The following is a 23,937-nucleotide window of genomic DNA, read 5'->3' as shown; positions in this document are numbered from 1 at the left end:
TGCAAGCGGGCTCGATGAAACAGCACGAGACGCGACTGCAGCCGCTGTGCAGCGCGTTCAAGCCGTCTCGCTGTCTCCAGATGCCGGTGCGTCCGGCTTGATCGCGTTGCTTTTTCGAGGCCACACGCGGTGACCGGATGAGGGATAGTGAGATCCGATTAAAGGTTTCTGCTCGGATCGTACTCAAGAATATGGAATCACGCGCCCCACTAAACGTATCGAAATCGGTCGTGAAGTCGTTGGAAGCCGCGAAAATCGACCACGTATTCCTGGTGCCGGGGAAGATGATTTATCCCCTGCTGGATGCAATCGACAAGTCGCCATCGATCCGCGGAATTGTTTGCGCACATGAGACCAGCAGTGCTTTCATGGCTGACGGCTATGCACGGGCCAGCCGGAAGTTCGGTGTCTGCGTTGGCATCTCCGGACCAGGCACCATGAATTTCGTGCCCGGCATGGCGGCCGCCCATGCAGACCGGATTCCCATGCTCTACATTGCCGGCGGTGTCTCGTCGCGAGCGGAAGGCAAAGGCGCGTTCCAGGACGCTACGCTGAGCGGCATTTTCGAAAGCGGCGTCGTAAAGAGTCTGGTGGAAAATGTGGTCGAGCTGAAGAACAAGGACAATCTTCAAGCCGAAATGCGGCGCGCGATGGATGGGCTCAACTGGATGCGTCGAGCGCAGTCTTTCGTCAGCATTCCTGTCGACGTTCAGCAGCAGGAAGCTCTGCCCGGTCAGGAAGTATCGCGACAACCGTACGACCATGGCGAGTTCAATGCATCCGAGGTCCCCGCAAACCATGCAGCATTGCATGCCTTATGCGACCAGTATTTGCTCACATCGAAGCGAGTCGCGTTTCTGATCGGCAGTCGCGGCAATGACCCGGAAACTGCAAAGGCCTTACTCGATGTGGCCGAGAAATTTTGCATTCCTGTTGCGACTACGCTTTCGGGGAAAGGCGCGTTTCCTGAGGATCATGTCCTATCGCTCGGCGTGTACGGATTCGCGGGCCACTCGCGAGCCGTTCGCGTCATCAACTCGGACGAACTCGATGTCCTCGTCGTATTTGGCAGCGACCTGAACCAGCGCGACAGCATGAACTGGACGGAGAAGCTGCCTGCCGGGAAAGAGTTGATCATCTTCGACGACAGCTTTGATGCGCCCGCCATGGGGCATGTCGCGCGCGCTCGCGTGTTCTCCGGGATTCGTGCCACATTCCGCCTGCTTTCAAAGACGTTCGCTGACTGGGGCGCCGACTTTCACACCGTTCTGGAACGAAGACAAGCATGGACCGCCGAGGTGAACCAGACCCCTCTATATGACGATAAGTTCGAACAACCCGGCGCGTGGGACATGGATGGCGATGAATCGCTCTATACAGGAGACGTCGTCAAGCAACTGTGCCGACTAATGCCGAAGGACGCCAACGTTGTGGTTGATTCCGGCGCCCACCGGATATTCATGGCTCATTACTGGCTTTCGTCGGGCATTGGCAACTACTTTTCCTCCAGTTCGCTCGCGCCGATGGGCTGGGCAATCGCCGCCGGGATCGGCATCAAGCTTGCGGCCCCGGAACAACCATGTGTCGTAGTGACTGGAGACGGGTGCATGCTGATGCACGGTATGGAGATCCAGACCGCAGCCCGATACGACGTCAAGATGCTTTACATCGTGTTGAATAATTCGGCGCATGGCGCAGTCCATATCGATGCGATCAGCAAAGGCTCCATTCCGGAGCGCTTTACCAGGCTGCCGAGCCATAATTGGGCGGCGTTTGCGGCTTCGCTCGGCGTCGCCGCGCGCAGGGTCGAGCGCCTTCAGGATCTGGCTGATGCGCTGAGCGAGGCGTCCCGGCTTAACGGTCCGTTCCTGATTGAAGTGATGACCGGGGTTTTTCCCGCACCGAACCGGTACTACGCGGAAAGCGCGCTCAGTGCCTCACCGGCTGAATCCGCACGTACGGCCTCACAACACGGTGACGCCGCTGACGCCGCTGTCGTTCGGCACGTACAAGCTTGACTGCCGCTCAAACCCTGAAGACAGCGACCGCATCGCGCAGCGTGGATGCCTGCCCGGCCATTGCCTGAGCGGCGGCCGACGCCTCCTCGACAAGGGCCGCGTTCTGTTGCGTCACGGCGTCCATCTGTCCCACCGCAACATTGACCTGTTCGATGCCCGTTCCCTGCTCGTCGGAGGCGGAGGCAATTTCCCCCATGATGTCTGTCACCTGCCGGATCGATTTGACAATCTCGGACATCGTCGTCCCCGCCCTTCTCACCTGCTCCGAGCCTTCAGCCACCCGGCCGACCGAGCTGGTGATAAGGTCCTTGATTTCCTTTGCCGCAGCGGCGCTGCGTTGCGCAAGCGTGCGTACCTCGCCCGCGACGACTGCGAAGCCGCGCCCCTGCTCTCCCGCGCGAGCCGCTTCGACGGCGGCGTTAAGCGCGAGAATGTTCGTCTGGAACGCGATCCCCTCGATGACGGCAATGATTTCAGCGACCTTGCCCGAGCTCTCGGAAATCGCGCCCATCGATTCGACGACTTCGCCGACAACTTTCCCGCCGAGCACCGCGACATCGCAAGCGTTGCCCGCCAGCGAATTCGCCTGCTTCGCATTTTCCGTATTCTGACGTACGGTGGCGGTCAACTCCTCCATACTTGCCGCGGTCTCCTGAAGTGACGCAGCCTGTTCTTCCGTTCGCTGCGACAGGTCCAGATTGCCCTGAGCGATTTCTCCCGCCGAGGTTCCGATTGCTTCCGCCGAGGACTGGATCTCGGAGACGATACTCCTGAGTTGCCGCCGCATCGATTCCAGAGAGGCCATCAGGCTACCGCGATCATTCGGAGCGACGGTGACGGGCTCATCGAGCTTGCCTTCGGCGATACGGCCAGCCGCATGTGCAGCCTCGGCCGGCTCGCCCCCCAGGGCACGTGTGATCGCGCGGGTGATGACGAATCCCAGCAGCACCGCGAGGACGATTGTGATGACACCGGTCGTGGCCAGCGTAAGCCTGGTTGATGCCGTCAAGCGCGATACCTCGCCAGTTCGCTGATCAAGCAGGGCCTGCTCCGCCTGGTTCAGTTCCCCCGCCACGGCGCGGTAGCGGTCCATGAACTGCTTGTCGTTGGCCTGTTTGAAGTAGTCCACCAGTGCATTCGCCGGCTGGGTACCCGCATTGACGTCGCGTCTCAGCGCGATAAGCTTTTCGTCGACTTCGTGCACTTTCTGCTGCATCGCCCGCAGCGTATCGAGGCGCTGCTGCTGGGACGCATTGTCCGACGTAAGGCTATGAAGCAGATCAAACGATTTCCCGAACTGGCCGATTCCCGCCTGGTACGGCTCCAGAAAGCGCTCATCGCCGGAGGCAACATAACCGCGGACGCCCGTTTCCATATTGATCAGGCTGGTCAGCATGTCGTCGTTTGCCCGTAACACCTGATAGCTGTGTATGTTCCACCCGTCGGCCTGGTTAAGACCGAAAAAATTAATGATCGAGATCGTGCTTCCTATCAAAGAGACAAGTACGACGATACCAAATGCTGCGCCAAGCTTTCTGCCAACGGTCATCCGTTTCATGCTCTTCCTGCCAGGAATGAGGGGGTTAAAGGTCTTTTCGGCATACCACCCGGATGCTTGAACTATGGTGAATATGCGTGTCGGATTTATTCTCCCCATCGACTGCGATATCAGGAATTCGCTATCCGGCAGACAACTGATGTCCGGCACTTCGTTGGCGCGCAAACGGTAGCGTGGGAAATTTATGCTTTTTTCTTATGGGACTCCAACCGATGCCCGAGAGAGCCCGATCGAAGATGCAAAATCCGGCAAACAGATTGCGACTGTTTGAATCTGCGTTCGGCACCGCTTTTCAATGGCGCCACAACTATTTGCTTCCATGAGACTAACCTTCCCGTTGCCTTGCAGTGTGCGAATCTGCGGTTTCCCAGAGCGGGTAACTGCCGGTCCATGCCGGCGTCTATCCAATCTCGACGCGATTACGGCCGGATTGCTTTGCCCGGTAGAGCGCACGGTCCGCACGCTTCATTAACGCGTCAACATCGACCTCGCCGGCTTCACGAGTGGCCACGCCGATGCTGACGGTAAATGGAATCGGCTCAGAATGCCACGCGTGCTCGAAATCCTGCCGTTCGTAGCGCCGCCGCAGTTCATTCGCGAGCGCATAGGCAAGATGTGTATCCGCACCAAGCAAGGCCGCGACAAACTCCTCACCTCCCCAGCGGGCGAATAGACCCGGCCCATCCGCTATTGACGTTCCGACCTTGGCGAGCACGCGTAAGACCTCGTCACCGGCATCGTGTCCACGGCGATCGTTGATCTCCTTAAAAAAATCAACGTCAAGAATGAACACAGATAAACCGTCGCTCGTAGCAAGTACTCTCTCCACGAACTCCAGAAATTCACGGCGATTCGGCAGACCCGTTAGCACGTCGGTCTTAGCCTGCGCTTTTAGCAGCGCCATTAGCCGGGCGCGATCGCTGATGTCCCGGACGACCGCCATGAATTCGGTCGCGCCGTTCCTCTCAATCTTGGAGACTGCGATTTCGACCGGTATTATCGATCCGTCGCGATGCTGCCCGTACACACTGTTGCTTTGATCCATACGCGGCGGGGTCGCCTGCCGCTGCATGGGCTGGTACGAGTCCGCGAACTGCTGCACCTTCCGTGGGTGGTGCGTGCGAAACCTTTCGGGCAAGAGAGTTACGACTGGCCTGCCAAGCACCTCGGCAGACGAAAAACCAAAAAGATTCTCGGCCGCGCGGTTAAATAGTGTGATGTTGTGCTGTTCGTCCATCGTGACAATAGCGTCGTAAGCCAGATCGACCAAAGCACGATAACGCGAAGCATCAACTTCCGGCTCCTGCGGCCGATCGGTCTTCGCAGTCATGTCGAAACCGGTAACGAGCACCTCGCGCGCGCTGGAGCCGTCGCCGTGCCTGATCGGTTTAAGCGAAAAGCGCCACCATTGGCTACCCTCGCGAAAGTCATGAGTTTGCTCGGGCTCCGGTGGCCGCCCGGACGCAAAACACGCGAGCAGTTTCTTGCGGAACCCGCGGGGCGCGGAACTTGCGAGCAGCGGATCGAATGCGGCGGGGAAAATCTGCAGACTCGCGTCCGCTCTCCCCGTTAACTGAAAGAATCGATCGTTGCATGCAGTGACGATAAGTTCCCGGCTTTCATCGATCGCTATCATGGCAACGCATATGGCATTCTCGTCGATCACCTGGCTTGGCTCCTTGGACCAATCTGAGGGCTCCATTTTGCAGCGGTCTTAATTACTGACAGTTTTGCGCCACGGGACATAATTGTCGCACAGCGGGAATACGGGGATGTGAGTTCCCTTTCCAAACATCTGGCGCTCATGGGAGAGCGTAAAACCCCGAATCATCAATGTCCTGAAATCGGCCCCAACGACTCACGTCGTAGACAAGAATCAATGTGGAGCATTGCGCCGGATCGGTCGCATCGGTAAGCAAGCGAGTTAGCGCGGGCGAGCACGCAGCGTGAGCCCGCTGATCCTCTGGCCGCTTTCCAGTGAAGAGTTTGAAGAGCGGACTGGCGCAGCCCGACCTTCAGGAGTCACTCGCCAGTATCTGACGAATGGCCGCTGTTTTATGTCCATTTCGGATTTTCCACGTCCTGGATAACACTTGCTCCAAAGCTATATCGCTTCGAAGACCCCTACTTCAGGGCTTCGCCTGAACGGAGAGAACAGACAACGATTCCAGACAACCGCAACCGCAACCCAGGCTTGTGCACCTTCTGAAAACATCAAACCTTTCTGAATGTCATCGGGGCTTCACTTAGATCGCCCAAGATCCGTCCCCATTGACTCTTTTGCCACCGACTCAGGAAGCCTATGTTGTTTCGATTCCCCCGCCCCCGCCCGCTATCCAGTTTCATTGCCCTATGCACCCTGCTGACGCTGAGTGCCTGCGGGAGCGGTGATGACGTCCAAAGTAATGCGGCCGTCGTGCCCGCCCCGCCGGCAGATCCAGGCTTTGTGGACAGTGCGTCCATCCCTCCTGTACCTGCATTCGTCGACAATGCCGCCTCCAACCAGCGAAACGATGCCCACTTCGCGACACTCGATACAAATGCCGGCGTACGCGTTGTCGCTCGTTTCCTCGACCTGTGGCAGCCGTCGACCATGATTGTCGACGCGGGCGCTTCGGCACCGGCCGTCGATGGATTTCCGGCCGTGGTCGCTTCCACGTGCTCAGGCCTCGTTAACTCGGGCACGCCTTGCGGCACGATCCTCAATGCCGCCGTGTTGGGCCAGAACACGCAGTTCGTCGTCAACGAAACAGTCTCCCGCACACAGGCGCAGGCCGATGCGGCTTATTTCGACGACCGCCGCAACAAGGGATACAGCGTGACCGACGGCTTGGGGCCATTGACCAGCGCATGGCTAGGCAGCACGCAGCAAACCACCACGATCACCTCCATCCCGGCCAACGCTACCACGACGCTGTACAGCGACGCAGGCAACAACACAGGCGTCGGCCGTCCGACCAACACGACATTCGGCACCGTGGTCGACTTTGTCAATGCCATGAGCACCAACGGTTCGACGGAACCCGCCAAGCGCTTTTATAAATACGCCAGACCGTTCCGGTGGAGCAGTTCCGTGGTAGTCGATCCCACGCTGGTACCGGCCGAAAGCGCCACGCCCGCGACAGACGGTGGTTTCATTAGCGGCCATACCGCCGAAGCAATGCGTGACTCGATGGCCATGGCTTACGTAGTTCCGCAGCGCTTCCAGGAAATGATGAGCCGCGCAATGGAATTAGGAGAAAACCGGATCATCGCGGGCATGCATTCGCCGCTCGACGTAATCGGTGGCCGCATGCAGGGCCTGGCCGTAGTGGCGGCCAACCTCTACAACCCGGCGAATGCGTCCTTGAAAACCTCGGCATATGCGCAGGCCCAAAGCGCATTGATGTCCCAGACGAACACGACGAGCGCCGCGCTCTATACCTTCGCGCATTCGGGCACAATCTCAACGGACCGCTTTGCCGACTATGCGACCAATCAGTCCAATTACTTGCGTCGCATGACTTTTGGCTTTTCGCAGATCGAGGCGACCGATGCCGCGCCGGTCGTTCCGAAGGGTGCAGAAACGCTGCTTGAAACTCGTTTCCCCTATCTCAGCGCAGATCAGCGCCGGGTCGTGCTGAAGACGACCGAACTCCCGTCCGGCTATCCGGTCATGGACGATGCGGAAGGCTGGGGGCGTTTGAACATGTTCGCAGCGGCGGATGGCTACGGCGCATTCAACGGCAACGTCACCGTGTCCATGGACGCCACCCAGGGCGGCTTCAACGCCGCCGATACGTGGCGCAATCCGATCTCAGGAGCCGGCAAGCTGACCGTGCAGGGCAGCGGAACGCTCAAGCTGGCTGGCGCTAACACCTTCTCCGGCGGCTCACAGGTCAGCGGCGGTACGCTCGAAGCAGATTCGACGTTCGCGTTCGGCACCGGGGACGTCTACCTTGACGCGGGCACCGTGGTCATCAATGCGCCTGGTGTCGTGTCCGTGGTCGGCAAATACACGCAACTTGCGAATACGACGCTGGAACTCGATATCGGCGCGAATGGGCAAGGCTCGATGAAGGTGGGCGCTCAGACTACGGTTGTTGGGGGAACGCTGCATGTGAAGTTCGTCAACGGCTTCACACCTAAGGTCGGCGATACGATCAACCTGATCAGCGGCAATGGTTCGAACGTGAAGTTTTCGACTATTGCTGTTGACGGCTTCACCGTCACGCCTATCTATACATCGACTGGCGTTCAGGTCCATCTCGATTCCTAACTGAAGTGCTGGTCCGTGAGCGGCCGCTGTGCATGCCGCTCACGTCCTTGCGGACGATCCTCTTGTTTCTCCGTTGTATGGTGCAAAAAAGGTGGGGAAACAACGCCGCTATCGGCTAGAACTTTTCGGCCCGGTCTTCCGGGTCGGGCACGGCGGAACGCTGGTTCCGTGCGACTATTTCGGGCTCGCGAGCGGCCGCTCATACCTCGAACATGGCCGGCCGTTCATGGGCCCGGTCTCTGTCGGTAAAGAACCTACGTCATGCTGGCCGCCAGACATGTCATCGGCTGCCGACAGTAGGGCTGCGCGAGCAGCGAACCGAGTACGGCGACGGTGGTGATCTTCCAGACCAGCGGAGAGGGCCGAGCCTATTGCGTCGCGCTCAAAACAGACCTTCACGACGCACGCGGCCGAAATGAAGCGATGCGAACACACCCATGACCAGCACGCCGACGAGCAGCGCCACGCTATCGATGTTGAAGCCGGGCGTGAACGGGTGGTGAATCAGCAGCGCCAGGCCGATGAGTGTATTCAGCAAGCCCCACAGGAAATTGACGAGCGGCGACGATGGCCCCTTGCCATGGGGCGCCGAAAACGGCGACGGGAACACTTCGCCGCGCAGACCGGCGGTCAGATGCGGCATCGCGTTGCACAGGAAGGCACCCGCGAAGAAGGCTACAACGAAGCTCATGGTTCGTCCTTTCGAAGGAAGCGGGAGAAGCCAGAATGGCTAGGGAAGCGTGGAATCGCCGAGTCGCCTGATCAGCGGGATGGCAGCAGCGAGCGTCGCGACGTCCTGAGGATCAAACTGTTCGAGCGTCGCCAGCAGCCATTCGCGTTTGGCCGCCGTGCGCCGCTTGCGTTCGTTCAGCCCTTTGCGCGTGATGGCGAAGAGAATCTGGCGGCCGTCCGTGGGATGCGGTTCCCGCTCGACGCAGGCCTCTTCTTCGAGGCTTGCGAGGATGGTTTTCATGGACTGAGGCTTCATCGATTCGGCGCGCGAGAGAGCCGCGGTGGTCATCGGGCCTTCACGTTCCAGCCGCGCGAGCACGCTGGACTGCGACAGGTTCAGGTCGCCGGGGCTGGCGATGCGCAGCCGGCGCAGAAGCTGGCCGACAGCCAGCGCCAGATCGGAGACGACGTTTTCCAGCGGCGGAGTGGATTCAGGGACACGGGTCATGCGCGAAGCGTAAACCAAGACAGTTAGACTTGCAAGTTAAACTGTCTAAATGCAAATACGGACTGCAGGGTGCACCTTCGAGGCTGGTGAAAATTTCCCCTTATGAACGCCCTCAATTTCAACTTGTACTGAATTGCTCCCCTGTAGCAATTGGTTTTAATGCGCTCGCAGTTTCATCTTACGTGCGAACGCACAGAGAAACGACACGGCCGCCATTCCTGGCGGCCGCGTTCGTTGCGTCCACTTGATATGTCGGAGCGCGCCTCTTTTAGCCTACCCTCGCGTAGTAAAGATTCTGCGGATGCTTCGCCTCTGCAAAGAAAAACCACCGCTCCGCCACCAGCCCCGCGTATTGCACAAGACACGCCGCGGCCAGCGAGCCGAGCGAAACGCCAATCGAATGCAGGCTCGCGCCTAGCGCCATCAACAAAACCGGCGCGACAAACGCCGTCGCGAGAAAGCCCCATTTGACATTGCGCAGCGTGCCCGCCGATTTGCCGTGAAAGAACTCGCGCAGATTGAACGCACCGGCGGTAAAACCGCGCGACACCTGCACCAGCTTGGGATTGTGAATGCCGGTGGCGCTCTGCACCGTCGACTTCGGCCGCAAGCGCGCATTGCGCATGAGCGACGCCGAGCGGCTCGCGCAACCGGCGAGCGTCAGCACACATGCGCAGACAGCGAGTCCAACCGTCCACTCAGGCGCGAACCACGCGCTCAAGGCCGTCGCCAGCGTGAAGCCTGACGCGCAACCGAGCAGCGCGAAATTCACCAGCGTGAGCGGCGTGGCCCACTCCTGCAGAAAGCGCAGGCATGCATAGATCATCGCCGTGCAGACGAACAGCACGGCGCTCGCCAGCACGCCGAGCCAGCCGATCGCGAGCGACCACGGCGAGGTGAACCAATGCGCGACGCCATATAAAAACGCGCAGGCGAGAAACGCCGGCAGGCACAGACATTCACGCGACAACCACGACGTGCGCCACATGGCGATCGCGCGCCATGCGCGTTCGGGATGACCGAGATGGAAGAACGACGCGATTAGTCCGAGTCCACCCAACACCACCGACACACCCGCGCCGGTGATATAGAACGCACCGGAGGGCGAAGCGAGCAGACCGAGATGCGCGGCAGTTTCCACACCGACGAGCGCGATCAGCAGACCCTGTGCCGCGCCGCTCAAGGTGGTGAGAAAAACCACGGAGAATGCGGGATTCATCGTGAGGTCCTATGGGTTGATTAGATGCGCGTCGCCATCGACGCAAGATGCAACTCGCCGCGCTCGAATTGCGCATCGAGCGATTCCGGTTCCTGTACCGAGCCCGTCGATTTGCACGAGCACGAGCCACTGCCGCAGCCCGCGGCCTCGGTGGGCACGCGCGGCAAATAGTGGTTCGCTGGCCGCGTATTCCACTCAGGCATCAACTGATAGCCGCCGCGCTCCTCGATCGCCTTCGACACCACCGACTCCGGATCGTGAATATCGCCGAACAGCCGCGCCGAAGTCGGGCAAGCGAGCACACAGGCCGGTTGCCGATCGCGCTCGGACAGATTTTCATCGTGGATCCGATCGACGCACAGCGTGCACTTGGTCATCTCCTTGCGGCTTTCGTCGAGTTCGCGCGCGCCGTACGGACACGCCCACGCGCAATACTTGCAGCCGATACAGCGGTCGAAGTCCACCAGCACGAGCCCGTCTTCCTTGCGCTTATAGCTTGCACCGGTCGGACAGACCGGCACGCACGGCGGATCCTCGCAGTGCAGACACGATTTCGGAAAATGGATTGTCTCGGCGTTGGGAAAACTGCCGGCTTCAAAGCTCTGCACCCGGTTGAAGAACGTGCCGGACGGATCCGCGTCGTACGGATTCATGTCGGCGAGACTGCCCGATTCGCCCGACGTGTTCCACTCCTTGCAACTCGTCACGCAAGCGTGGCATCCCACGCACACGTTCAGGTCGATCACCAATGCCATCTGTGTCATCACAGGCTCCTTGCGGCTGTCCCGATGTTATTTGCGGCCCGTCGCGCCGCGCAGCCGCGCCGCGAACTCCCCTCGTCCCGCGAAGTAGGTTTGCACGATCCGCGAGATCACACCGTTCTCGCCCGGCACGGCGGGCATCGCCGCGAACTGCGGCAGCGTATGCCGCGCGTCCGCCTCCGCCGGATAGATGCGCACGCGCACGTCGTACCATGCGGCCTGGCCCGTCACCGGATCGGAATTCGACATGCTTCGCGCTACGTCGTCGACGCGGTTGGGCAACTCGTCGGTGATGAGGTGATTGAGCAGGAAACCGCGTTGCGATTCGTTCGCGCCCGGCCCGAGATTCCATGCGCCCGACGCCTTGCCGATCGCGTTCCACGTCCATACCGTGCCCGGCTCGACGGTTTCGCTGAAGCGTGCCATGCAGCGCACGCGGCCCCATTGCGATTCGGCGTAGATCCACGCGCCGTCGGCGATACCGTTCTCGGCCGCCATCAACGGATTCATGTACAGATAGTTCTCGCCGTGAATCTGCCGCAGCCATGCGTTTTGCGAGTCCCACGAGTGGTACATCGCCATTGGCCGCTGGGTCACCGCGGCGAGCGGAAACCTGTCGAGGTCGGTCGCCGCGCTTTCGAGCGGCGCATACCAGAACGGCAGCGGATCGAAGTACTTTTCCACCCGCGCGCGCAAATGATCCGGCGGTTGCCTGCCGCTCGTGCGGCCCTGCGCGGCGAGCCTGAATTTCTGCATCACGTCGGAGTAAAGCTGGATCAGAATCGGTTCGCTGAACTTGCGGAAGCCGTGCTTAACCGCCCACTCGAGATACGGTCCGTTGCAGTTGCGCATATATTGCAGCGTCTCAGGCAACGGGTAATGGAACACGCAATTGTTCTTCGCGTACTGCTCCCACTGCTGCGGATTCGGTTCGCCCACCAGCGCCTTGTCGCCATCTTTGCCACGCCAGCCGATCAGAAAGCCCACGCCGGAATCCGGCGAAGTCGTGAAATTGACGACGAAGTCGGGATAGTCGCGAAAGCGGCGCGCGCCCTCCGCGGTCGTGAAGGCAGGAAACTTCAGACGCGACGCAAGCTCGATCAGCACCTCCTGGAACGGCTTGCATTCGCCGGTAGGCGGCACGACCGGCACGCGCACCGAATCCTCCGGGCCGTCGAATTCGGAGATCGGCCGGTCGAGCATGGACATCGCATCGTGCCGTTCCAGATACGTCGTGTCGGGCAGGATCAGATCGGCGAACGCGGTCATCTCCGACTGAAACGCGTCGCACACCACCAGAAACGGAATCTTGTACTCGCCGCTGGCGTGCTTGTCGACCAGCATTTCACGCACTTTCATCGTATTCATCGACGAGTTCCACGCCATGTTGGCCATGAAAATCATCAGCGTGTCGATGGGATACGGATCGCCGCGCCACGCGTTGGTAATCACGCTGTGCATCAGGCCATGCACGGCGAGCGGATATTCCCATGAGAAGGCCTTGTCGATGCGCACCGGGCCGCCCTGTTCGTCGATGAACAGATCCTCGGGCGCGGCGGGCCAGCCCAACGGGCCGGTGGCGAGCGGCGTGTTCGGCTTGACGGCGTCGGGGCTGTTCGGCGGTTTCGCCGACGGCGGCACGGCACGCGGAAACGGCGACTTGTGACGAAAGCCGCCGGGCGTGTCGATCGTGCCGAGCAGCGACATCAGCACGGCCAGCGCGCGAATCGACTGGAAGCCGTTGGAGTGCGCCGCCAGTCCGCGCATCGCGTGAAAGGCGACCGGGTTGCCGGTGACGGTTTCGTGCGTCTCGCCCCACGCGTCGGCCCAGCGGATCGGCAAGGTGATGCGGTGCTCGCGGCTCGTCTGAATCATTTCACCGGCGAGGCGGCGAATCGTGTCGGCCGAAATACCGGTGATGCCGGCAGCCCACTCGGGCGTGCAATCGGCCACGCGTTCGCGCAGCAAGGCGAACGACGGCGTGACGGGTGTGCCGTCCTCGAGCGTATAGCGGCCGTCGAGCGCGGGACTGACGCCGGCCGCGTGATGCGGCACGGCGCGCGCAGCTTGAGTGTCCCACCAGAGATGATTCTGTGGAAACAGCGGATTGCCGACCGGCCGCTCGGGATCGCGCACGAACAGGCCGAAGTTTTCGCTGGCTTCGTCGAGCGAGACGAGTTCCGCCGCGTTGGTGTAGCGGCGCACGAATTCGTGATCCCACGCGTCGGCGGCAATCAACTCGTGGAGGAACGCCATGAACAGCGCGCCGTCGGTGCCGGGCTTGATCGGCACCCACTCGTCGGCGATCGCCGCGTAGCCCGTGCGAATCGGGTTGATCGCGATGAAGCGGCCGCCCGCGCGCTTGAACTTCGAAATCGCGATCTTGAGCGGATTCGAATGATGATCTTCCGCCGTGCCGATCATGAAGAACAGCTTGGCGCTGTCGAGGTCCGGGCCGCCGAATTCCCAGAACGAGCCGCCGATCGTATAGATCATGCCCGCCGCCATATTGGACGAGCAGAAGCCGCCATGCGCCGCGTAATTAGGCGTACCGAACTGTTTGGCGAAGAGCCCGGTCAACGCCTGCATCTGGTCGCGGCCGGTGAAGAGCGCGAATTTTTTCGGGTCGGTGGCGCGAATGTGGCCCAGACGCTTTTCGAGCATCTCGAACGCATGCTCCCACGACACCGGCTCGAACTGCGCGCTGCCGCGCTCCGCGTCCGGCTTGCGCATCAGCGGTTGCGTGAGACGCGCGGGAGAGTACTGCTTCATGATGCCCGAGGCGCCCTTCGCGCAGATCACGCCCTGGTTGAGCGGATGCTCCGGATTGCCGTCGATGTAGCGCACCTCGCCTTCGCGAAGATGCACTCGAATGCCGCAGCGGCAGGCGCACATGTAGCAAGTAGTCGTCTTGATGTCGAGCCGTTCGTTCTGCGTGCGAGCGTGATGTTCCATGCGGGATCTCCGTCGCTGCTCCGGCTGCGCCGAAGCGGTGGTGATGCGATACCGCCCATCCTATGCGTGGTGGCCTCACAAGGGAAATCGCCATTTTCGAGAGAAACTATCCGCTGCGCCGATAGTTTGTGTTTGGCTTTCGACGGCGCGGCGGCTAGCGTCGGCCATGCCGCACGCGCTGTCCGACGAAGAGTGCGCGCACATCGGCAACCGGCCGGGCAGTGACGAAGGCAGGTAGTACAGACCGCGCCGGTTGTGGATATCAGATCGGCGTCAGTACCACATCTCCCGCAAAATGCCGGCGGGCGTTGTCCAGAAAGTTGTCGACCGAGGCCGTGATCGCTTCCGGCGAGCGGCCGCCCACGTGCGGCGTCAGCACCACGTTCTGCAGCATTAGCAAGGCTTCGGGCGGATTGGGCTCGCTCTCGTAGACGTCGAGCGCGGCGCCGGCAATCGTCCCTGTTGTGAGCGCCTGCGCAAGCGCCGCCGTATCGAGCACGCTGCCGCGCGACACGTTGACCACGAAGCCCTGCGGACCGAGCGCCTCGAACACCGCCGCGCCGATCAGATGACGCGTGCCCGCACCGCCCGGCGTCGCGACGATCAAAAAGTCGCTCCAGCGCGCAAGGCCTGCCACGCTATCGAAGTACCGATGCGGCGAGCCTTCGCGCGGCTTACGGTTGTGATAGCCGATTTCCATCTCGAACCCCGCGCCGCGCCGCGCGACTTTCTCGCCGATGTTGCCGAGCCCGACAATGCCGAGGCGCTTGCCGGAGACGTTCGGTTGCATCGGCAACGAATCGCGCCACACACCCTTGCGGGTGGCCTGATCGAGTTGCGGCACGTCGCGCACCACCGCGAGCAGCAGCGCGAACGCATGATCGGCCACGCAATGATCGTTGGTGCCCGCGCCGTTGACGACCACGATATCGCGCGAGCGGGCGTGGTCGACGGCGAGGTTTTCATAACCCGCGCCCAGCGCGCTGACTAGTTCGAGTTGCGGCATGCGGTCGATGTCCGCGGCGGCGAGCCCGGTCGTGCCGTTGGTCAGCACGGCGCGAATCGTCTCACCGTGCGCGTCGAGCGCGGCGGCTCGCGCGGTGGCGTCGGGCGCATAGACCACGTCGAACGCGGCTTCGATCTTCGCGCGGCTTGCATCGTTAAGGTAGATCAGAACCAGCAGGGATGGCTTCATGGCGGCGCTTTTTCCTGACGGCGTGAATGGACAGGACAATTTGCAGGCCAGTGTAACAAGCCTCCGGAAGGCTTGCCGGCAAGCCCGCTGAAGGGCTGGACACCCCGCCGGATGCACCCTGGCGCGCGTCAAGTCCAACGGTACGGCGCCGTTATCCCGCTTGATAGCCTGGCGTAAAAATGATGCGTAACCGGTCTTTCTTTTCAGCCACAGCCGAACCCGTCTTAAAATAGCGGCACTTCCGATTTTGAGAATCTCATGCTGGATATCCTCCCGCGCGGCCCGGCGCCCGCCAACGACGATTCCGAGATGTTCGAACTCGCGCCCGTCTCGCTCTGGCTCGAAGACTTCAGCGGCGTGCGCACCTTGTTCGACGCATGGCGGGCAGACGGCATAACCGATCTGCGCGCGCATTTCGCCGCCAATCCGGGCTGCGTCGCGCAATGCGCGCACAGCATCCGCGTCATCAAGGTCAATCAGAAGACGCTAACGCAATTCGAGGCTGTCGATTTCGAAGCGCTCACCGGCAATCTCGCCTCGGTGTTCCGCGACGACATGCTCAAGACGCATCTGGAAGAGTTATGCCAGTTGTGGGCCGGCCAAGCGCAGTTCACCAGCCAGACGGTCAACTACACGCTCGGCGGACGGCGCCTCGACGTGCTGCTCAAGGGCGCCGTGCTGCCCGGCCACGAGGCGCGCTGGGATCGCGTGCTGGTGTCGGTGGAAGACATCACGGAACTGGAAGGCGCGCGGCATCGCGTGACGCTTGCCGAGCAGTATGTTCGCGGTCTGTTCGAATATTCGCCGGTGTCGCTCTGGGTGGAGGATTTCAGCGCGGTCAAGCGTCTGCTCGACGAAGCACGGGCGGCCGGCATCAACGATTTCCGCGTGTTTACGGACGTGCATCCCGAGTTCGTCGAACGCTGCATGCAGGAAATCCATGTGCTCGACGTGAACCAGCACACGCTCGACATGTTCGCGGCGAAGGACAAGAAAACGCTGCTGTCGCATCTCGCCGAGGTGTTCCGCGACGACATGCGTCCGCATTTCCGCGAGCAACTGGTCGATCTATGGGACGGCAAGCTGTTCCAGCAGCGCGAAGTGCTCAACTATTCGCTCGACGGCAGCGAGGTGCATGTGCACCTGCAGTTTTCCGTGCTGCCGGGGCATGAGCAGAGCTGGGATCTGGTGCTGGTGGCGCTCACGGACATCACGGCGCGCAAGAAGGCCGAAGCCTACCTTGAGTTTCTCGGCAAGCACGACGTGCTGACCAAACTGCGCAACCGCTCGTTCTACGTGGACGAACTGAACCGGCTCGAACGCAAAGGTCCGTGGCCCGTGACGATCATCATGGCCGATCTGAACGGTTTGAAACGCGTCAACGATCAGCTCGGCCACGCGGCCGGCGACGCGCTTTTGCGGCGCGCCGGCGAGGTGCTCGCCAAGGCGACCGAGACGCCGTTTCATGCGGCGCGGATTGGCGGCGACGAGTTCGCGATTCTGATGCCGGACACCGACGAGCGCGGAGGCGCCGCAATGATCGATGCGATCCGCCAACTGATCGAGCTGAACAATCAGTTTTATCCGGGCTCGCCGCTCAGTTTTTCGATGGGCGCGGCCACCTGCCAGCGCGGCGACCGGCTCGAAGCGGGCGTGCAGCGGGCCGATCTGCTGATGTACGAGGAAAAGCGCGCGACCTACGCGAGCCAGCCGGCGGGCGACCTGGCGGGCCGCTGAACATTGCATCGGCCGTGCCGGATCATGGCGTGGCGTCGTCGGGATGATCAGCGCGCTTTTTTGCGTTACGGGGTCGGCGAAACGGACAACGGAGCGACCGGCCTCGCCCCGCGGTCGGTGCTTCGCTTAGCCCGGCAATTTCGCTGCCAGCACGTCCACTTTTTCGATCGTGGGCGGCGAGGCGAACAGATCGCCGGCCTTCGCCATCAGCGCGGCCGCCACCTTGCCGTTCAGGTGTGCTTCACGGCCGGCTTCATCCGGAAAGGCGTCGAAGATGCCGAAGGTGGATGGCCCCAGTTTCAAACCGAACCATGCGACGGTGCCCGGCTCCTCCTCGACCAGCGGCAAGCCGCCGAGCAGAAACGCTTCGACGTCTTTTTCCTTGCCGGGTTTGGCTTCAAGACGAACGTACAGGGCGAGCTTGACCATGACAGAACTCCTGCTGTGAGATGCGAACAATGGTGTGCTTTGCGAGGGTTCGCAAAGCACGACGAGACATTGGGGACCGCCGGTCTATCGGAAGAGTATAGTCCGCTGCCCGTATAGCGCCGTCACAGGCTTTTCGCGTCAGGATCTACACACGCCGGTTTGCGCTAGCGCATCATTCCGTGTTGCGGATGCGGGCCGCCCGGCGCCCGTCGCGCTATACTCGCCGCCCCTGAAGTTTTCCGCGGCCCGGCGCCGCGGTCTGGAAAAATCATGTCGACAATTCCCGCCTGCCCGCACTGCGCGATGGAAAACACCTACCCGGACGGCGACAACTACGTCTGCCCCGACTGCGCGCACGAATGGCCGATGAACGCCGCCGCGTCGGTCGACGAAGCCGACGCGCGCGTGGTCAAGGACGCCAACGGCAACCCGCTGGCCGATGGCGATGCCGTCGTGCTGATCAAGGACCTGAAAGTGAAAGGCTCCTCGATCACGCTGAAAATGGGCACCAAGGTGAAGAGCATTCGTCTTGTCGGCGGCGATCACGAAGTGGACTGCAAGATGGACGCCGGCAACTTTATGCTGAAGGCCGCGTATCTGAAGAAGGTTTGAGTCTGAACGAACAGCGCCGGCTTGTGCAGCCAGTAGTCATCAGGAGCGACAGCGATGCTTTCCCACGTTTTCATCGGTATCGGCGATTTCGAGCGTGCTTGCAGCTTTTACGACTCACTGATGGGCACGCTCGATCTGCGCCTCAAGTTCCGCGATCCGGAAGCGTGCTGGGCCGGCTGGATGGCGGCGGATGCGCCGCGCCCGCTGTTCGTCGTCGGTAAGCCCTACGATGGCCAACCCGCGTCGGCCGGCAACGGTCAGATGATCGCCCTGCTCGCCGCCGACCGCGTCACGGTGGATCGCGCACACGCCGCGGCGCTCGCTCATGGCGGCACGTGCGAGGGGCCGCCCGGTTTGCGTCCGCAATATCACGCGAACTATTACGGCGCGTACTTTCGCGATCCGGACGGCAACAAGCTCTGCGTGTGCTGTCACGAGCCGGAAAACCCGGCCGGCGCGACCCGCACTTAGGCGCCCGGAAAGCGCAACTCGAAGCGCACCACGCCCGGCGCCGGACACACCACGGTTGCCGTGCCGCCATGCAAATGCATGATCGCCTTGACGATCGCGAGACCCAGACCGCTCGATTCGGTGAACGCGCTGCGCGCCGCGTCCGCGCGATAGAAACGGTCGAACAGACGGCCTAGCTGCTCTTCGGGAATCGGCGCGCCGTCGTTTTCGACCGCCACGGTGGCGCCCGCCTCGTCCTGCGTGCCACGCAGACGCACCACGGTGTCGCTCGCCCCGTAACGCACGGCATTGACCACCAGGTTGTTGATCGCGCGGCGGCACAGCATCGGATTGACCGACGCCACGCCGGCGGCCTCGACCACGAAGCTCATCCCGCGTTCGTCGGCGGGACCTTCGAAATAATCTGCGATCCTGACGAGTTCCTCACGCAGATCGACCGGCTCACGTTCCACCGAGAGCGCAGCATGGTCCGCATGCGCGAGAAACAGAATGTTCTCCGCGATATGACTCAGGCGGCTCAGTTCTTCAAGATTCGATTCGAGCACCTGCTGATACTCGTCGGGCTCGCGGGTCCGCGCGAGCGTCACCTGCGTTTGCCCTATCAATGCGCCGACCGGCGTCCGGATCTCGTGGGCCAGATCGGCGGAAAACTGCGAGAGCCGTTGATAGCCCTCGGCGAGACGGTCGAGCATGGCGTTGAACGCATGCGTGATCTGGCGCAATTCGAGCGGCGCCGCCTCGCTGTCGAGCCGCACCGAGAGGCTCGTGGGGCTGATCTGCGCGGCCCGCGTGGCAATCTCGCGAACCGGGCGCAGCGCGCGGCGCAGCACGTACCAGGCGAGCAACGTCGCGGCCAGCATGCCGATCAGCGTGGCCAGCACGATGCGGTCGCGGTACGCCGCCAGCATGCGCATTTCCTCCGTCATCGGGTGGCCGGCGATCACTTCGACTTCGGTGCCGTCCTCGCGTGCCTTTGCGGTTGCGATCGCCCAATGCACCGGCACGCCGTTGGCCAGGTGCGTCTGGCGGATATCGGCGAAGGTCGGCAAGCGGCCCTCCACGCCGGCTTGCAGCGCGGGCACGGCCACGCCCGCCGGGTTCACGTCGATGAACGGCGCCTCGCCCGGGCGGCGAAACAGCAGCACGTCCTGTTCCGCGCCGAGCATGGTCTCGAATAGCAAGGGCCGGGTCTTCAGTTCGCCGACCGGATAGAGATCGCGCACGATGCGGCTGAAATGCTCGACACGGGCGGCCAGCACCACGTCGGCGCGGCGTTGCAGCGAGACTTCGGCGGAGTGATAGAAGTACGCGCCGAGCGTGCCGATCACCACGCATGCGATCATCGCGAACAGTATCGTAGTGCGAGCCGTGAGCGAGCGCCTGGTCCAGAATTTCATGAGCCGTCGCCGAACGCGTAGCCGATGCTGCGCACCGTATGGATCAGCTTCTTTTCAAATGGATGATCGATCTTGGCGCGCAGCCGCTTAATGGCCACGTCGACCACGTTGGTGTCGCTGTCGAAGTTCATATCCCACACTTCAGAGGCGATCTGCGTGCGCGACAGCGCTTCGCCCTGACGGCGCACCAGCAGATGCAGCAGCATGAATTCCTTATTGGTGAGCGGAATCTCCACGCCTTCACGCGTCACCTTGCGGCGCAGCACATCGAGCTTGAGGTCGGCGATCTCGAACACGTCGCTCTCGCGGATCACACCGCGGCGCAGCAGCGTGCGGATTCGCAGCATCAGTTCGGTAAATGAAAACGGTTTGACGAGGTAATCGTCCGCGCCGAGTTCAAGACCGCGAATGCGGTCGCTGACATGGTCGCGCGCGGTCAGGAAGATCACCGGCAGATCGCGCCGCGCCCGTAGCGCACGCATGATTTCCCAGCCGTCGATACCGGGCAGCATCACATCCAGCACCACAAGGTCGTACGCATTTTCGAGCGCCATGTGCAAACCGTCCGTGCCGGTGCGCGCAAGATCGACCGCATAGCCGCTCTCGCGCAAACCCTTCTTCAGGTAGTCGCCGGTTTTCGGATCGTCTTCGATGACGAGGATACTCATGGTGCTCGGTGCTCGGTGCTAGGTGCTCCGATTCGGCGTTGGCGCAGAGCCTCGCCCTGCCGCTCGCCGAATTCTGGACGTGGATATGCCGGTCATTCTACGTGTCCGCCGCGCGCCGTTCATGACGTTTTTGTCATCCGTCTGTCACTCGCCGGAGCCGGTCCCGGGTCTAATCTGCCCCCATCCTTCACCACCTGGAGCAGATTCATGAAGATCGTTTCCCCGCGTGCGTTGCGCGCTTTCGCCGCCCCCGCGCTCGTCGCCGCTGCCTTGCTTGCCGCTGGACCGGCTGCCCACGCCCAGAGCGCCGCGCCCACCGGCGTCCGCGGCACGGTGACATCGCTGTCGGGCGATTTGCTCAAGGTCCACACACGCGACGGCAAAGACGTCGACGTGAAGCTCGCCAAGGACACGCCGATCCGCGGCGTGGTGCTCGCCAACATCAACGACATCAAGCCGGACAGCTATGTCGGCACCGCCGCGATTCCGCAGGCGGACGGCACGTTGAAGGCGCTTGAAGTGCATGTGTTTCCGGCGAGCATGCGCGGCTCCGGCGAAGGCCATCGTCCGTGGGATCTCGGCGGCAACAGTTCGATGACCAACGGCACGGTGGGTTCGCTCGTGGTCAGCAACGGACGTACGATCACCGTGAAGTACAAGGACGGCGAAAAGAAAATCGTGATTCCGCAAGACGTGCCTATCGTCGCGCTGGAATCGGGTGACCGTTCGCTGCTGGTGCCGGGCGCGAAAGTCGTGCTGTTCGCACACAAGGAAGCCGACGGCTCGATGGCCGCCAACTTCATCTCCGCGGGCGAGCATGGCGTGACGCCGCCGATGTAAGACAGTGCCGCTGTTTTCTCTTTGAGTCGGGCCGCCGCGTTCTTGCCGGACGCGGCTTTTCGATTCCCCGTTTGTCTCGTGAGCTTCACACCATGCCCGAAACACCAACGCGCCTGCCCGTTCACCCGCTCGCCGTACGAATCACGCACTGGATCAACGCATTCGCGATGGTCTGCATGGTGATGAGCGGCTGGGCCATTTATAACGCGTCGCCGTTTTTTCCGTTCCGGTTTCCGGTTTGGGCGACCGTCGGCGGATGGCTGGGCGGCTCGATTGCGTGGCATTTCGCGGCCATGTGGCTGCTTTGCGCGAACGGGCTGCTGTATTTCGCGTATGGCATCGGACGCGGGCACTTCCGGCGCAAGCTGTTGCCGGTTCATGCACGCGACGTGGCGCATGACGCCAGCCTCGCGCTGCGCTTCAAGCTACCGCACGATACCGGCAAATACAACGCAGTGCAGCGCGCGCTGTATCTGCTCGTGCTATGTCTTGGCGTGTTGCTGGTCGCGTCGGGGCTGTCCATCTGGAAGCCCGTGCAATTCTCATGGCTCACCGCACTATTCGGCGGCTTTGATTTTGCGCGACGCGTGCATTTCGTTGCGATGGCAGGCGTGGTCGGTTTCGTGGTCGTGCATCTGGCGTTGGTACTGCTGGTGCCGCGCACCTTGCTGCCGATGCTGACCGGACACGCACGGCCACATTCGGCTCATAAAGGGAGCGAGGCATGAGCGCACCAAAAACCAACCGCGACGCACGCCGCTCACGCATCGTGCTTGCCGACCATCAACCGCAAATCGAGCGGCTGCAACGGCGCATGTTCCTGCGTTCGTCGCTCTCCATCGGCGCACTGGCGATGCTCTCGGGCTGCAACATGCAGGACGGCGATTCGGTCGACAAGGTGCTCTGGGCGATGTCGCGCTGGAACGATCGCGTGCAGGGCTGGCTGTTCGATCGCAACAAGCTTGCACCGACCTATTCGGCGCGCGAAATCACCGACCCGTTCCCCTTCAACGCGTTCTATCCGGAGTTCGACGCGCCGGACATCGACGGCTCGACGTATCAACTGGAAGTGTCAGGGCTCGTCTCGGACAAGCGCACCTGGAACCTCGATCAGCTACGCGCGTTGCCGCAGGCTTCGCAGATCACTCGCCACATCTGTATTGAAGGATGGAGCGCGATCGGACAATGGCGCGGCGTGCCGTTTCGCACGTTTCTGGAGCGCATTGGCGCCGATCTGAATGCGCGTTATGTTGGTTTCAAATGCGCGGACCGTTACTACTCGAGCCTCGACATGGCGACTGCCCTGCATCCGCAGACGCAGCTCACGCTCGATTTTCGCAACGAGCCGCTGCCGGCCAAATACGGCTATCCGCTGAAGCTGCGCGTGCCGACCAAACTCGGCTTCAAGAATCCCAAGCACATCGCCGCGATCTTCGTGACTAACACGAATCCCGGCGGCTATTGGGAAGACCAGGGGTACAACTGGTTCAGCGGTTTGTAGTGCGGCCCGTTTTGCCCGATCACACGGCAGTAACGTAACGCGCTACCGGTTTCACCACGCGCGGCGGCGGCGCGTCGTAGAGGGCGCGCATGCGCTTCACTTCGTCGACCGGGCTCAGCCCGAACAGACGCTTGAACTCGCGGCTGAACTGCGACGCGCTTTCATAACCGACGCGCGCCGCGGCCGCGCCTGCATTCAGCCCATCCTGCACCATCAGCAAACGCGCGTGATGCAAACGCGTGGTCTTTACGTATTGCATCGGCGAAGTCGCGGTGACCGCTTTGAACTGCGCGTGAAACACGGCGAGGCTCATGCCTGCTTCGGACGCGAGCGTATCGACGTCGAGCACGCCGTGGTAGTCGGCATGAATTCGCCGCAGCGCCTTGGCAATGCGGCCGAAATGATTCTGATGCGTGAGCGCCGCGCGAATCGCGTCGCCTTGCTCGCCGGTCAGCACGCGATAACAGATTTCGCGCACCACGCCGGGTGCAAGAATGCGCGCGTCGAGCGGCGAAGCCAGCGCATCCATCAGCCGCTGCACCGCATTGCACAGCGCCGGGTCGAGCGGTGTCGAATAAATGCCGACGGGTTCGTTCTGCGCGGCGCCCTGCGTTTCGTTCAACGCCATCAGCAATTCGGCCACCATGGTCAGATCGACGCGCACCGAAATGGCGAGAAACGGCTCTTCCGCACTCGCCTCGGTTTCGCATTCGAACGGCAACGGCACTGAGAGCACCAGGTACTGCTGCGCGTCGTACTGAAACACCTGATCGCCGAGAAAGCCGCGCTTGCGGCCCTGACACACAATCACGATGCTCGGTTCGTACATGACCGGCATGCGCGGCATGGGACTATTCGCGCGCATCAGATTGACGCCTTCGAGACTCGTGCGCGTGAAGCCCGGGGTGGGCGCGAGCACATCGAATAATTCGACCAGGCGCTGCTGGGCGGGATCGACCGATACGGGTTCAGCGGAACGGGGAGACATGACGGTATAGTGACGTGCGAGAGAATAATGCTTGAAATTTAGCACCAAACAACCTATCGCGCTCCTCGCCAGGAGTTTTAGGCAAATCTTCAAGACATTCAGGTATTCCCGGGCTGCCTGCCCGCTCCTATCATGGGAACCCTGCCGGAT

General features: G+C 61.7%; 20 protein-coding genes. 8 read left to right on the top strand and 12 right to left on the bottom strand.

What is annotated here, in order from left to right:
• Window positions 1-137: 137 nt before the first annotated feature.
• Complete coding sequence (locus B0G73_RS11480; RefSeq protein ID WP_308706121.1) at window positions 138-2,018, top strand: thiamine pyrophosphate-binding protein; 1,881 nt, start codon at window positions 138-140, stop codon at window positions 2,016-2,018.
• Between the two features lie 7 nt (window positions 2,019-2,025).
• Here the strand turns inward: B0G73_RS11480 and B0G73_RS11475 are convergent, their stop codons facing one another.
• Both B0G73_RS11475 and B0G73_RS11470 read right to left on the bottom strand, forming a co-directional pair.
• Window positions 2,026-3,576 (bottom strand): methyl-accepting chemotaxis protein, encoded by a 1,551-nt coding sequence (locus B0G73_RS11475; protein WP_106280918.1) that lies wholly within the window; start codon window positions 3,574-3,576, stop codon window positions 2,026-2,028.
• A gap of 400 nt (window positions 3,577-3,976) precedes the next feature.
• Window positions 3,977-5,278: a diguanylate cyclase gene (locus B0G73_RS11470; protein ID WP_106280753.1), complete on the bottom strand. Its 1,302-nt coding sequence runs from the start codon at window positions 5,276-5,278 to the stop codon at window positions 3,977-3,979.
• A gap of 600 nt (window positions 5,279-5,878) precedes the next feature.
• On the opposite strand from B0G73_RS11470, the gene B0G73_RS11465 reads away from it, so the two are divergent.
• Complete coding sequence (locus B0G73_RS11465; protein WP_181196530.1) at window positions 5,879-7,834, top strand: phosphatase PAP2 family protein; 1,956 nt, start codon at window positions 5,879-5,881, stop codon at window positions 7,832-7,834.
• Window positions 7,835-8,216: 382 nt separating this feature from the next.
• Here B0G73_RS11465 and B0G73_RS11460 read toward each other — a convergent pair whose 3' ends face one another.
• From B0G73_RS11460 to B0G73_RS11435, 6 genes are all read right to left on the bottom strand, one after another.
• Window positions 8,217-8,525, bottom strand: a complete 309-nt coding sequence (locus B0G73_RS11460) for a hypothetical protein (RefSeq protein ID WP_106280748.1) — start codon at window positions 8,523-8,525, stop codon at window positions 8,217-8,219.
• A gap of 39 nt (window positions 8,526-8,564) precedes the next feature.
• Window positions 8,565-9,014, bottom strand: coding sequence for a MarR family winged helix-turn-helix transcriptional regulator (locus B0G73_RS11455; protein ID WP_106280746.1), 450 nt, complete (start codon window positions 9,012-9,014; stop codon window positions 8,565-8,567).
• 268 nt (window positions 9,015-9,282) lie between these two features.
• On the bottom strand, window positions 9,283-10,233 hold the full coding sequence (locus B0G73_RS11450; protein ID WP_106280744.1) for a DmsC/YnfH family molybdoenzyme membrane anchor subunit: 951 nt from the start codon (window positions 10,231-10,233) through the stop codon (window positions 9,283-9,285).
• Between the two features lie 20 nt (window positions 10,234-10,253).
• A complete protein-coding gene (locus B0G73_RS11445; RefSeq protein WP_106280742.1) occupies window positions 10,254-10,997 on the bottom strand; it encodes a 4Fe-4S dicluster domain-containing protein in 744 nt (247 codons plus the stop codon).
• Between the two features lie 27 nt (window positions 10,998-11,024).
• Window positions 11,025-13,949, bottom strand: coding sequence for a molybdopterin-dependent oxidoreductase (locus tag B0G73_RS11440; RefSeq protein ID WP_106280740.1), 2,925 nt, complete (start codon window positions 13,947-13,949; stop codon window positions 11,025-11,027).
• 262 nt (window positions 13,950-14,211) lie between these two features.
• Entirely contained in the window at window positions 14,212-15,144 is a 933-nt protein-coding gene (locus B0G73_RS11435; protein WP_106280738.1) for a 2-hydroxyacid dehydrogenase, read from the bottom strand.
• 258 nt (window positions 15,145-15,402) lie between these two features.
• On the opposite strand from B0G73_RS11435, the gene B0G73_RS11430 reads away from it, so the two are divergent.
• A complete protein-coding gene (locus B0G73_RS11430; protein ID WP_106280736.1) occupies window positions 15,403-16,881 on the top strand; it encodes a sensor domain-containing diguanylate cyclase in 1,479 nt (492 codons plus the stop codon).
• A 126-nt stretch (window positions 16,882-17,007) separates the two neighbouring features.
• On the opposite strand, the gene B0G73_RS11425 is transcribed toward B0G73_RS11430, so the two are convergent.
• Window positions 17,008-17,310 (bottom strand): putative quinol monooxygenase, encoded by a 303-nt coding sequence (locus B0G73_RS11425; protein WP_106280735.1) that lies wholly within the window; start codon window positions 17,308-17,310, stop codon window positions 17,008-17,010.
• 270 nt (window positions 17,311-17,580) lie between these two features.
• On the opposite strand from B0G73_RS11425, the gene B0G73_RS11420 reads away from it, so the two are divergent.
• Together B0G73_RS11420 and B0G73_RS11415 are read left to right on the top strand one after the other, a co-directional pair.
• The gene (locus B0G73_RS11420; RefSeq protein ID WP_106280733.1) at window positions 17,581-17,922 is read left to right on the top strand and encodes a zinc ribbon domain-containing protein YjdM; all 342 of its coding nucleotides are present in this window, start codon (window positions 17,581-17,583) and stop codon (window positions 17,920-17,922) included.
• Between the two features lie 54 nt (window positions 17,923-17,976).
• A complete protein-coding gene (locus B0G73_RS11415) occupies window positions 17,977-18,393 on the top strand; it encodes a VOC family protein (protein ID WP_106280731.1) in 417 nt (138 codons plus the stop codon).
• Here the strand turns inward: B0G73_RS11415 and B0G73_RS11410 are convergent.
• Both B0G73_RS11410 and B0G73_RS11405 read right to left on the bottom strand, forming a co-directional pair.
• Window positions 18,390-19,790, bottom strand: coding sequence for a heavy metal sensor histidine kinase (locus tag B0G73_RS11410; RefSeq protein ID WP_106280729.1), 1,401 nt, complete (start codon window positions 19,788-19,790; stop codon window positions 18,390-18,392). The genes B0G73_RS11415 and B0G73_RS11410 overlap by 4 nt on opposite strands.
• The gene (locus tag B0G73_RS11405) at window positions 19,787-20,458 is read right to left on the bottom strand and encodes a heavy metal response regulator transcription factor (RefSeq protein WP_106280728.1); all 672 of its coding nucleotides are present in this window, start codon (window positions 20,456-20,458) and stop codon (window positions 19,787-19,789) included. The genes B0G73_RS11410 and B0G73_RS11405 overlap by 4 nt, the downstream gene beginning before the upstream one ends.
• A gap of 207 nt (window positions 20,459-20,665) precedes the next feature.
• Here B0G73_RS11405 and B0G73_RS11400 point away from each other — a divergent pair, with 207 nt between their 5' ends.
• The 3 genes from B0G73_RS11400 to B0G73_RS11390 all read left to right on the top strand — a co-directional run bounded on the left by B0G73_RS11400 (window position 20,666) and on the right by B0G73_RS11390 (window position 22,799).
• Complete coding sequence (locus tag B0G73_RS11400) at window positions 20,666-21,298, top strand: hypothetical protein (protein WP_106280726.1); 633 nt, start codon at window positions 20,666-20,668, stop codon at window positions 21,296-21,298.
• Window positions 21,299-21,390: 92 nt separating this feature from the next.
• Window positions 21,391-22,026 carry a cytochrome b/b6 domain-containing protein gene (locus tag B0G73_RS11395; RefSeq protein WP_106280724.1) on the top strand — a complete coding sequence of 212 codons (636 nt, stop codon included), beginning with the start codon at window positions 21,391-21,393 and terminating at the stop codon, window positions 22,024-22,026.
• The gene (locus B0G73_RS11390) at window positions 22,023-22,799 is read left to right on the top strand and encodes a molybdopterin-dependent oxidoreductase (protein WP_106280722.1); all 777 of its coding nucleotides are present in this window, start codon (window positions 22,023-22,025) and stop codon (window positions 22,797-22,799) included. The genes B0G73_RS11395 and B0G73_RS11390 overlap by 4 nt, the downstream gene beginning before the upstream one ends.
• 19 nt (window positions 22,800-22,818) lie before the next feature.
• Here B0G73_RS11390 and B0G73_RS11385 read toward each other — a convergent pair whose 3' ends face one another.
• Window positions 22,819-23,787 carry an AraC family transcriptional regulator gene (locus tag B0G73_RS11385; protein ID WP_106280720.1) on the bottom strand — a complete coding sequence of 323 codons (969 nt, stop codon included), beginning with the start codon at window positions 23,785-23,787 and terminating at the stop codon, window positions 22,819-22,821.
• Between the last annotated feature and the right edge of the window lie 150 nt (window positions 23,788-23,937).

The organism is Paraburkholderia sp. BL25I1N1 (assembly GCF_003002025.1).
GTDB lineage: Bacteria > Pseudomonadota > Gammaproteobacteria > Burkholderiales > Burkholderiaceae > Paraburkholderia.
The sequence above is the reverse complement of the archived record's forward strand: the minus strand, read 5'-3'. Positions and strand labels throughout refer to the sequence as shown.

Excerpts from the sequence above, each read along its gene's own strand:
- B0G73_RS11480 (WP_308706121.1), top strand. The coding sequence starts at position 138 with ATGAGGGATAGTGAGATCCGATTAAAGGTTTCTGCTCGGATCGTACTC.
- B0G73_RS11475 (WP_106280918.1), bottom strand. The coding sequence starts at position 3,576 with ATGAAACGGATGACCGTTGGCAGAAAGCTTGGCGCAGCATTTGGTATC.
- B0G73_RS11470 (WP_106280753.1), bottom strand. The coding sequence starts at position 5,278 with ATGGAGCCCTCAGATTGGTCCAAGGAGCCAAGCCAGGTGATCGACGAG.
- B0G73_RS11465 (WP_181196530.1), top strand. The coding sequence starts at position 5,879 with ATGTTGTTTCGATTCCCCCGCCCCCGCCCGCTATCCAGTTTCATTGCC.
- B0G73_RS11460 (WP_106280748.1), bottom strand. The coding sequence starts at position 8,525 with ATGAGCTTCGTTGTAGCCTTCTTCGCGGGTGCCTTCCTGTGCAACGCG.
- B0G73_RS11455 (WP_106280746.1), bottom strand. The coding sequence starts at position 9,014 with ATGACCCGTGTCCCTGAATCCACTCCGCCGCTGGAAAACGTCGTCTCC.
- B0G73_RS11450 (WP_106280744.1), bottom strand. The coding sequence starts at position 10,233 with ATGAATCCCGCATTCTCCGTGGTTTTTCTCACCACCTTGAGCGGCGCG.
- B0G73_RS11445 (WP_106280742.1), bottom strand. The coding sequence starts at position 10,997 with ATGACACAGATGGCATTGGTGATCGACCTGAACGTGTGCGTGGGATGC.
- B0G73_RS11440 (WP_106280740.1), bottom strand. The coding sequence starts at position 13,949 with ATGGAACATCACGCTCGCACGCAGAACGAACGGCTCGACATCAAGACG.
- B0G73_RS11435 (WP_106280738.1), bottom strand. The coding sequence starts at position 15,144 with ATGAAGCCATCCCTGCTGGTTCTGATCTACCTTAACGATGCAAGCCGC.
- B0G73_RS11430 (WP_106280736.1), top strand. The coding sequence starts at position 15,403 with ATGCTGGATATCCTCCCGCGCGGCCCGGCGCCCGCCAACGACGATTCC.
- B0G73_RS11425 (WP_106280735.1), bottom strand. The coding sequence starts at position 17,310 with ATGGTCAAGCTCGCCCTGTACGTTCGTCTTGAAGCCAAACCCGGCAAG.
- B0G73_RS11420 (WP_106280733.1), top strand. The coding sequence starts at position 17,581 with ATGTCGACAATTCCCGCCTGCCCGCACTGCGCGATGGAAAACACCTAC.
- B0G73_RS11415 (WP_106280731.1), top strand. The coding sequence starts at position 17,977 with ATGCTTTCCCACGTTTTCATCGGTATCGGCGATTTCGAGCGTGCTTGC.
- B0G73_RS11410 (WP_106280729.1), bottom strand. The coding sequence starts at position 19,790 with ATGAAATTCTGGACCAGGCGCTCGCTCACGGCTCGCACTACGATACTG.
- B0G73_RS11405 (WP_106280728.1), bottom strand. The coding sequence starts at position 20,458 with ATGAGTATCCTCGTCATCGAAGACGATCCGAAAACCGGCGACTACCTG.
- B0G73_RS11400 (WP_106280726.1), top strand. The coding sequence starts at position 20,666 with ATGAAGATCGTTTCCCCGCGTGCGTTGCGCGCTTTCGCCGCCCCCGCG.
- B0G73_RS11395 (WP_106280724.1), top strand. The coding sequence starts at position 21,391 with ATGCCCGAAACACCAACGCGCCTGCCCGTTCACCCGCTCGCCGTACGA.
- B0G73_RS11390 (WP_106280722.1), top strand. The coding sequence starts at position 22,023 with ATGAGCGCACCAAAAACCAACCGCGACGCACGCCGCTCACGCATCGTG.
- B0G73_RS11385 (WP_106280720.1), bottom strand. The coding sequence starts at position 23,787 with ATGTCTCCCCGTTCCGCTGAACCCGTATCGGTCGATCCCGCCCAGCAG.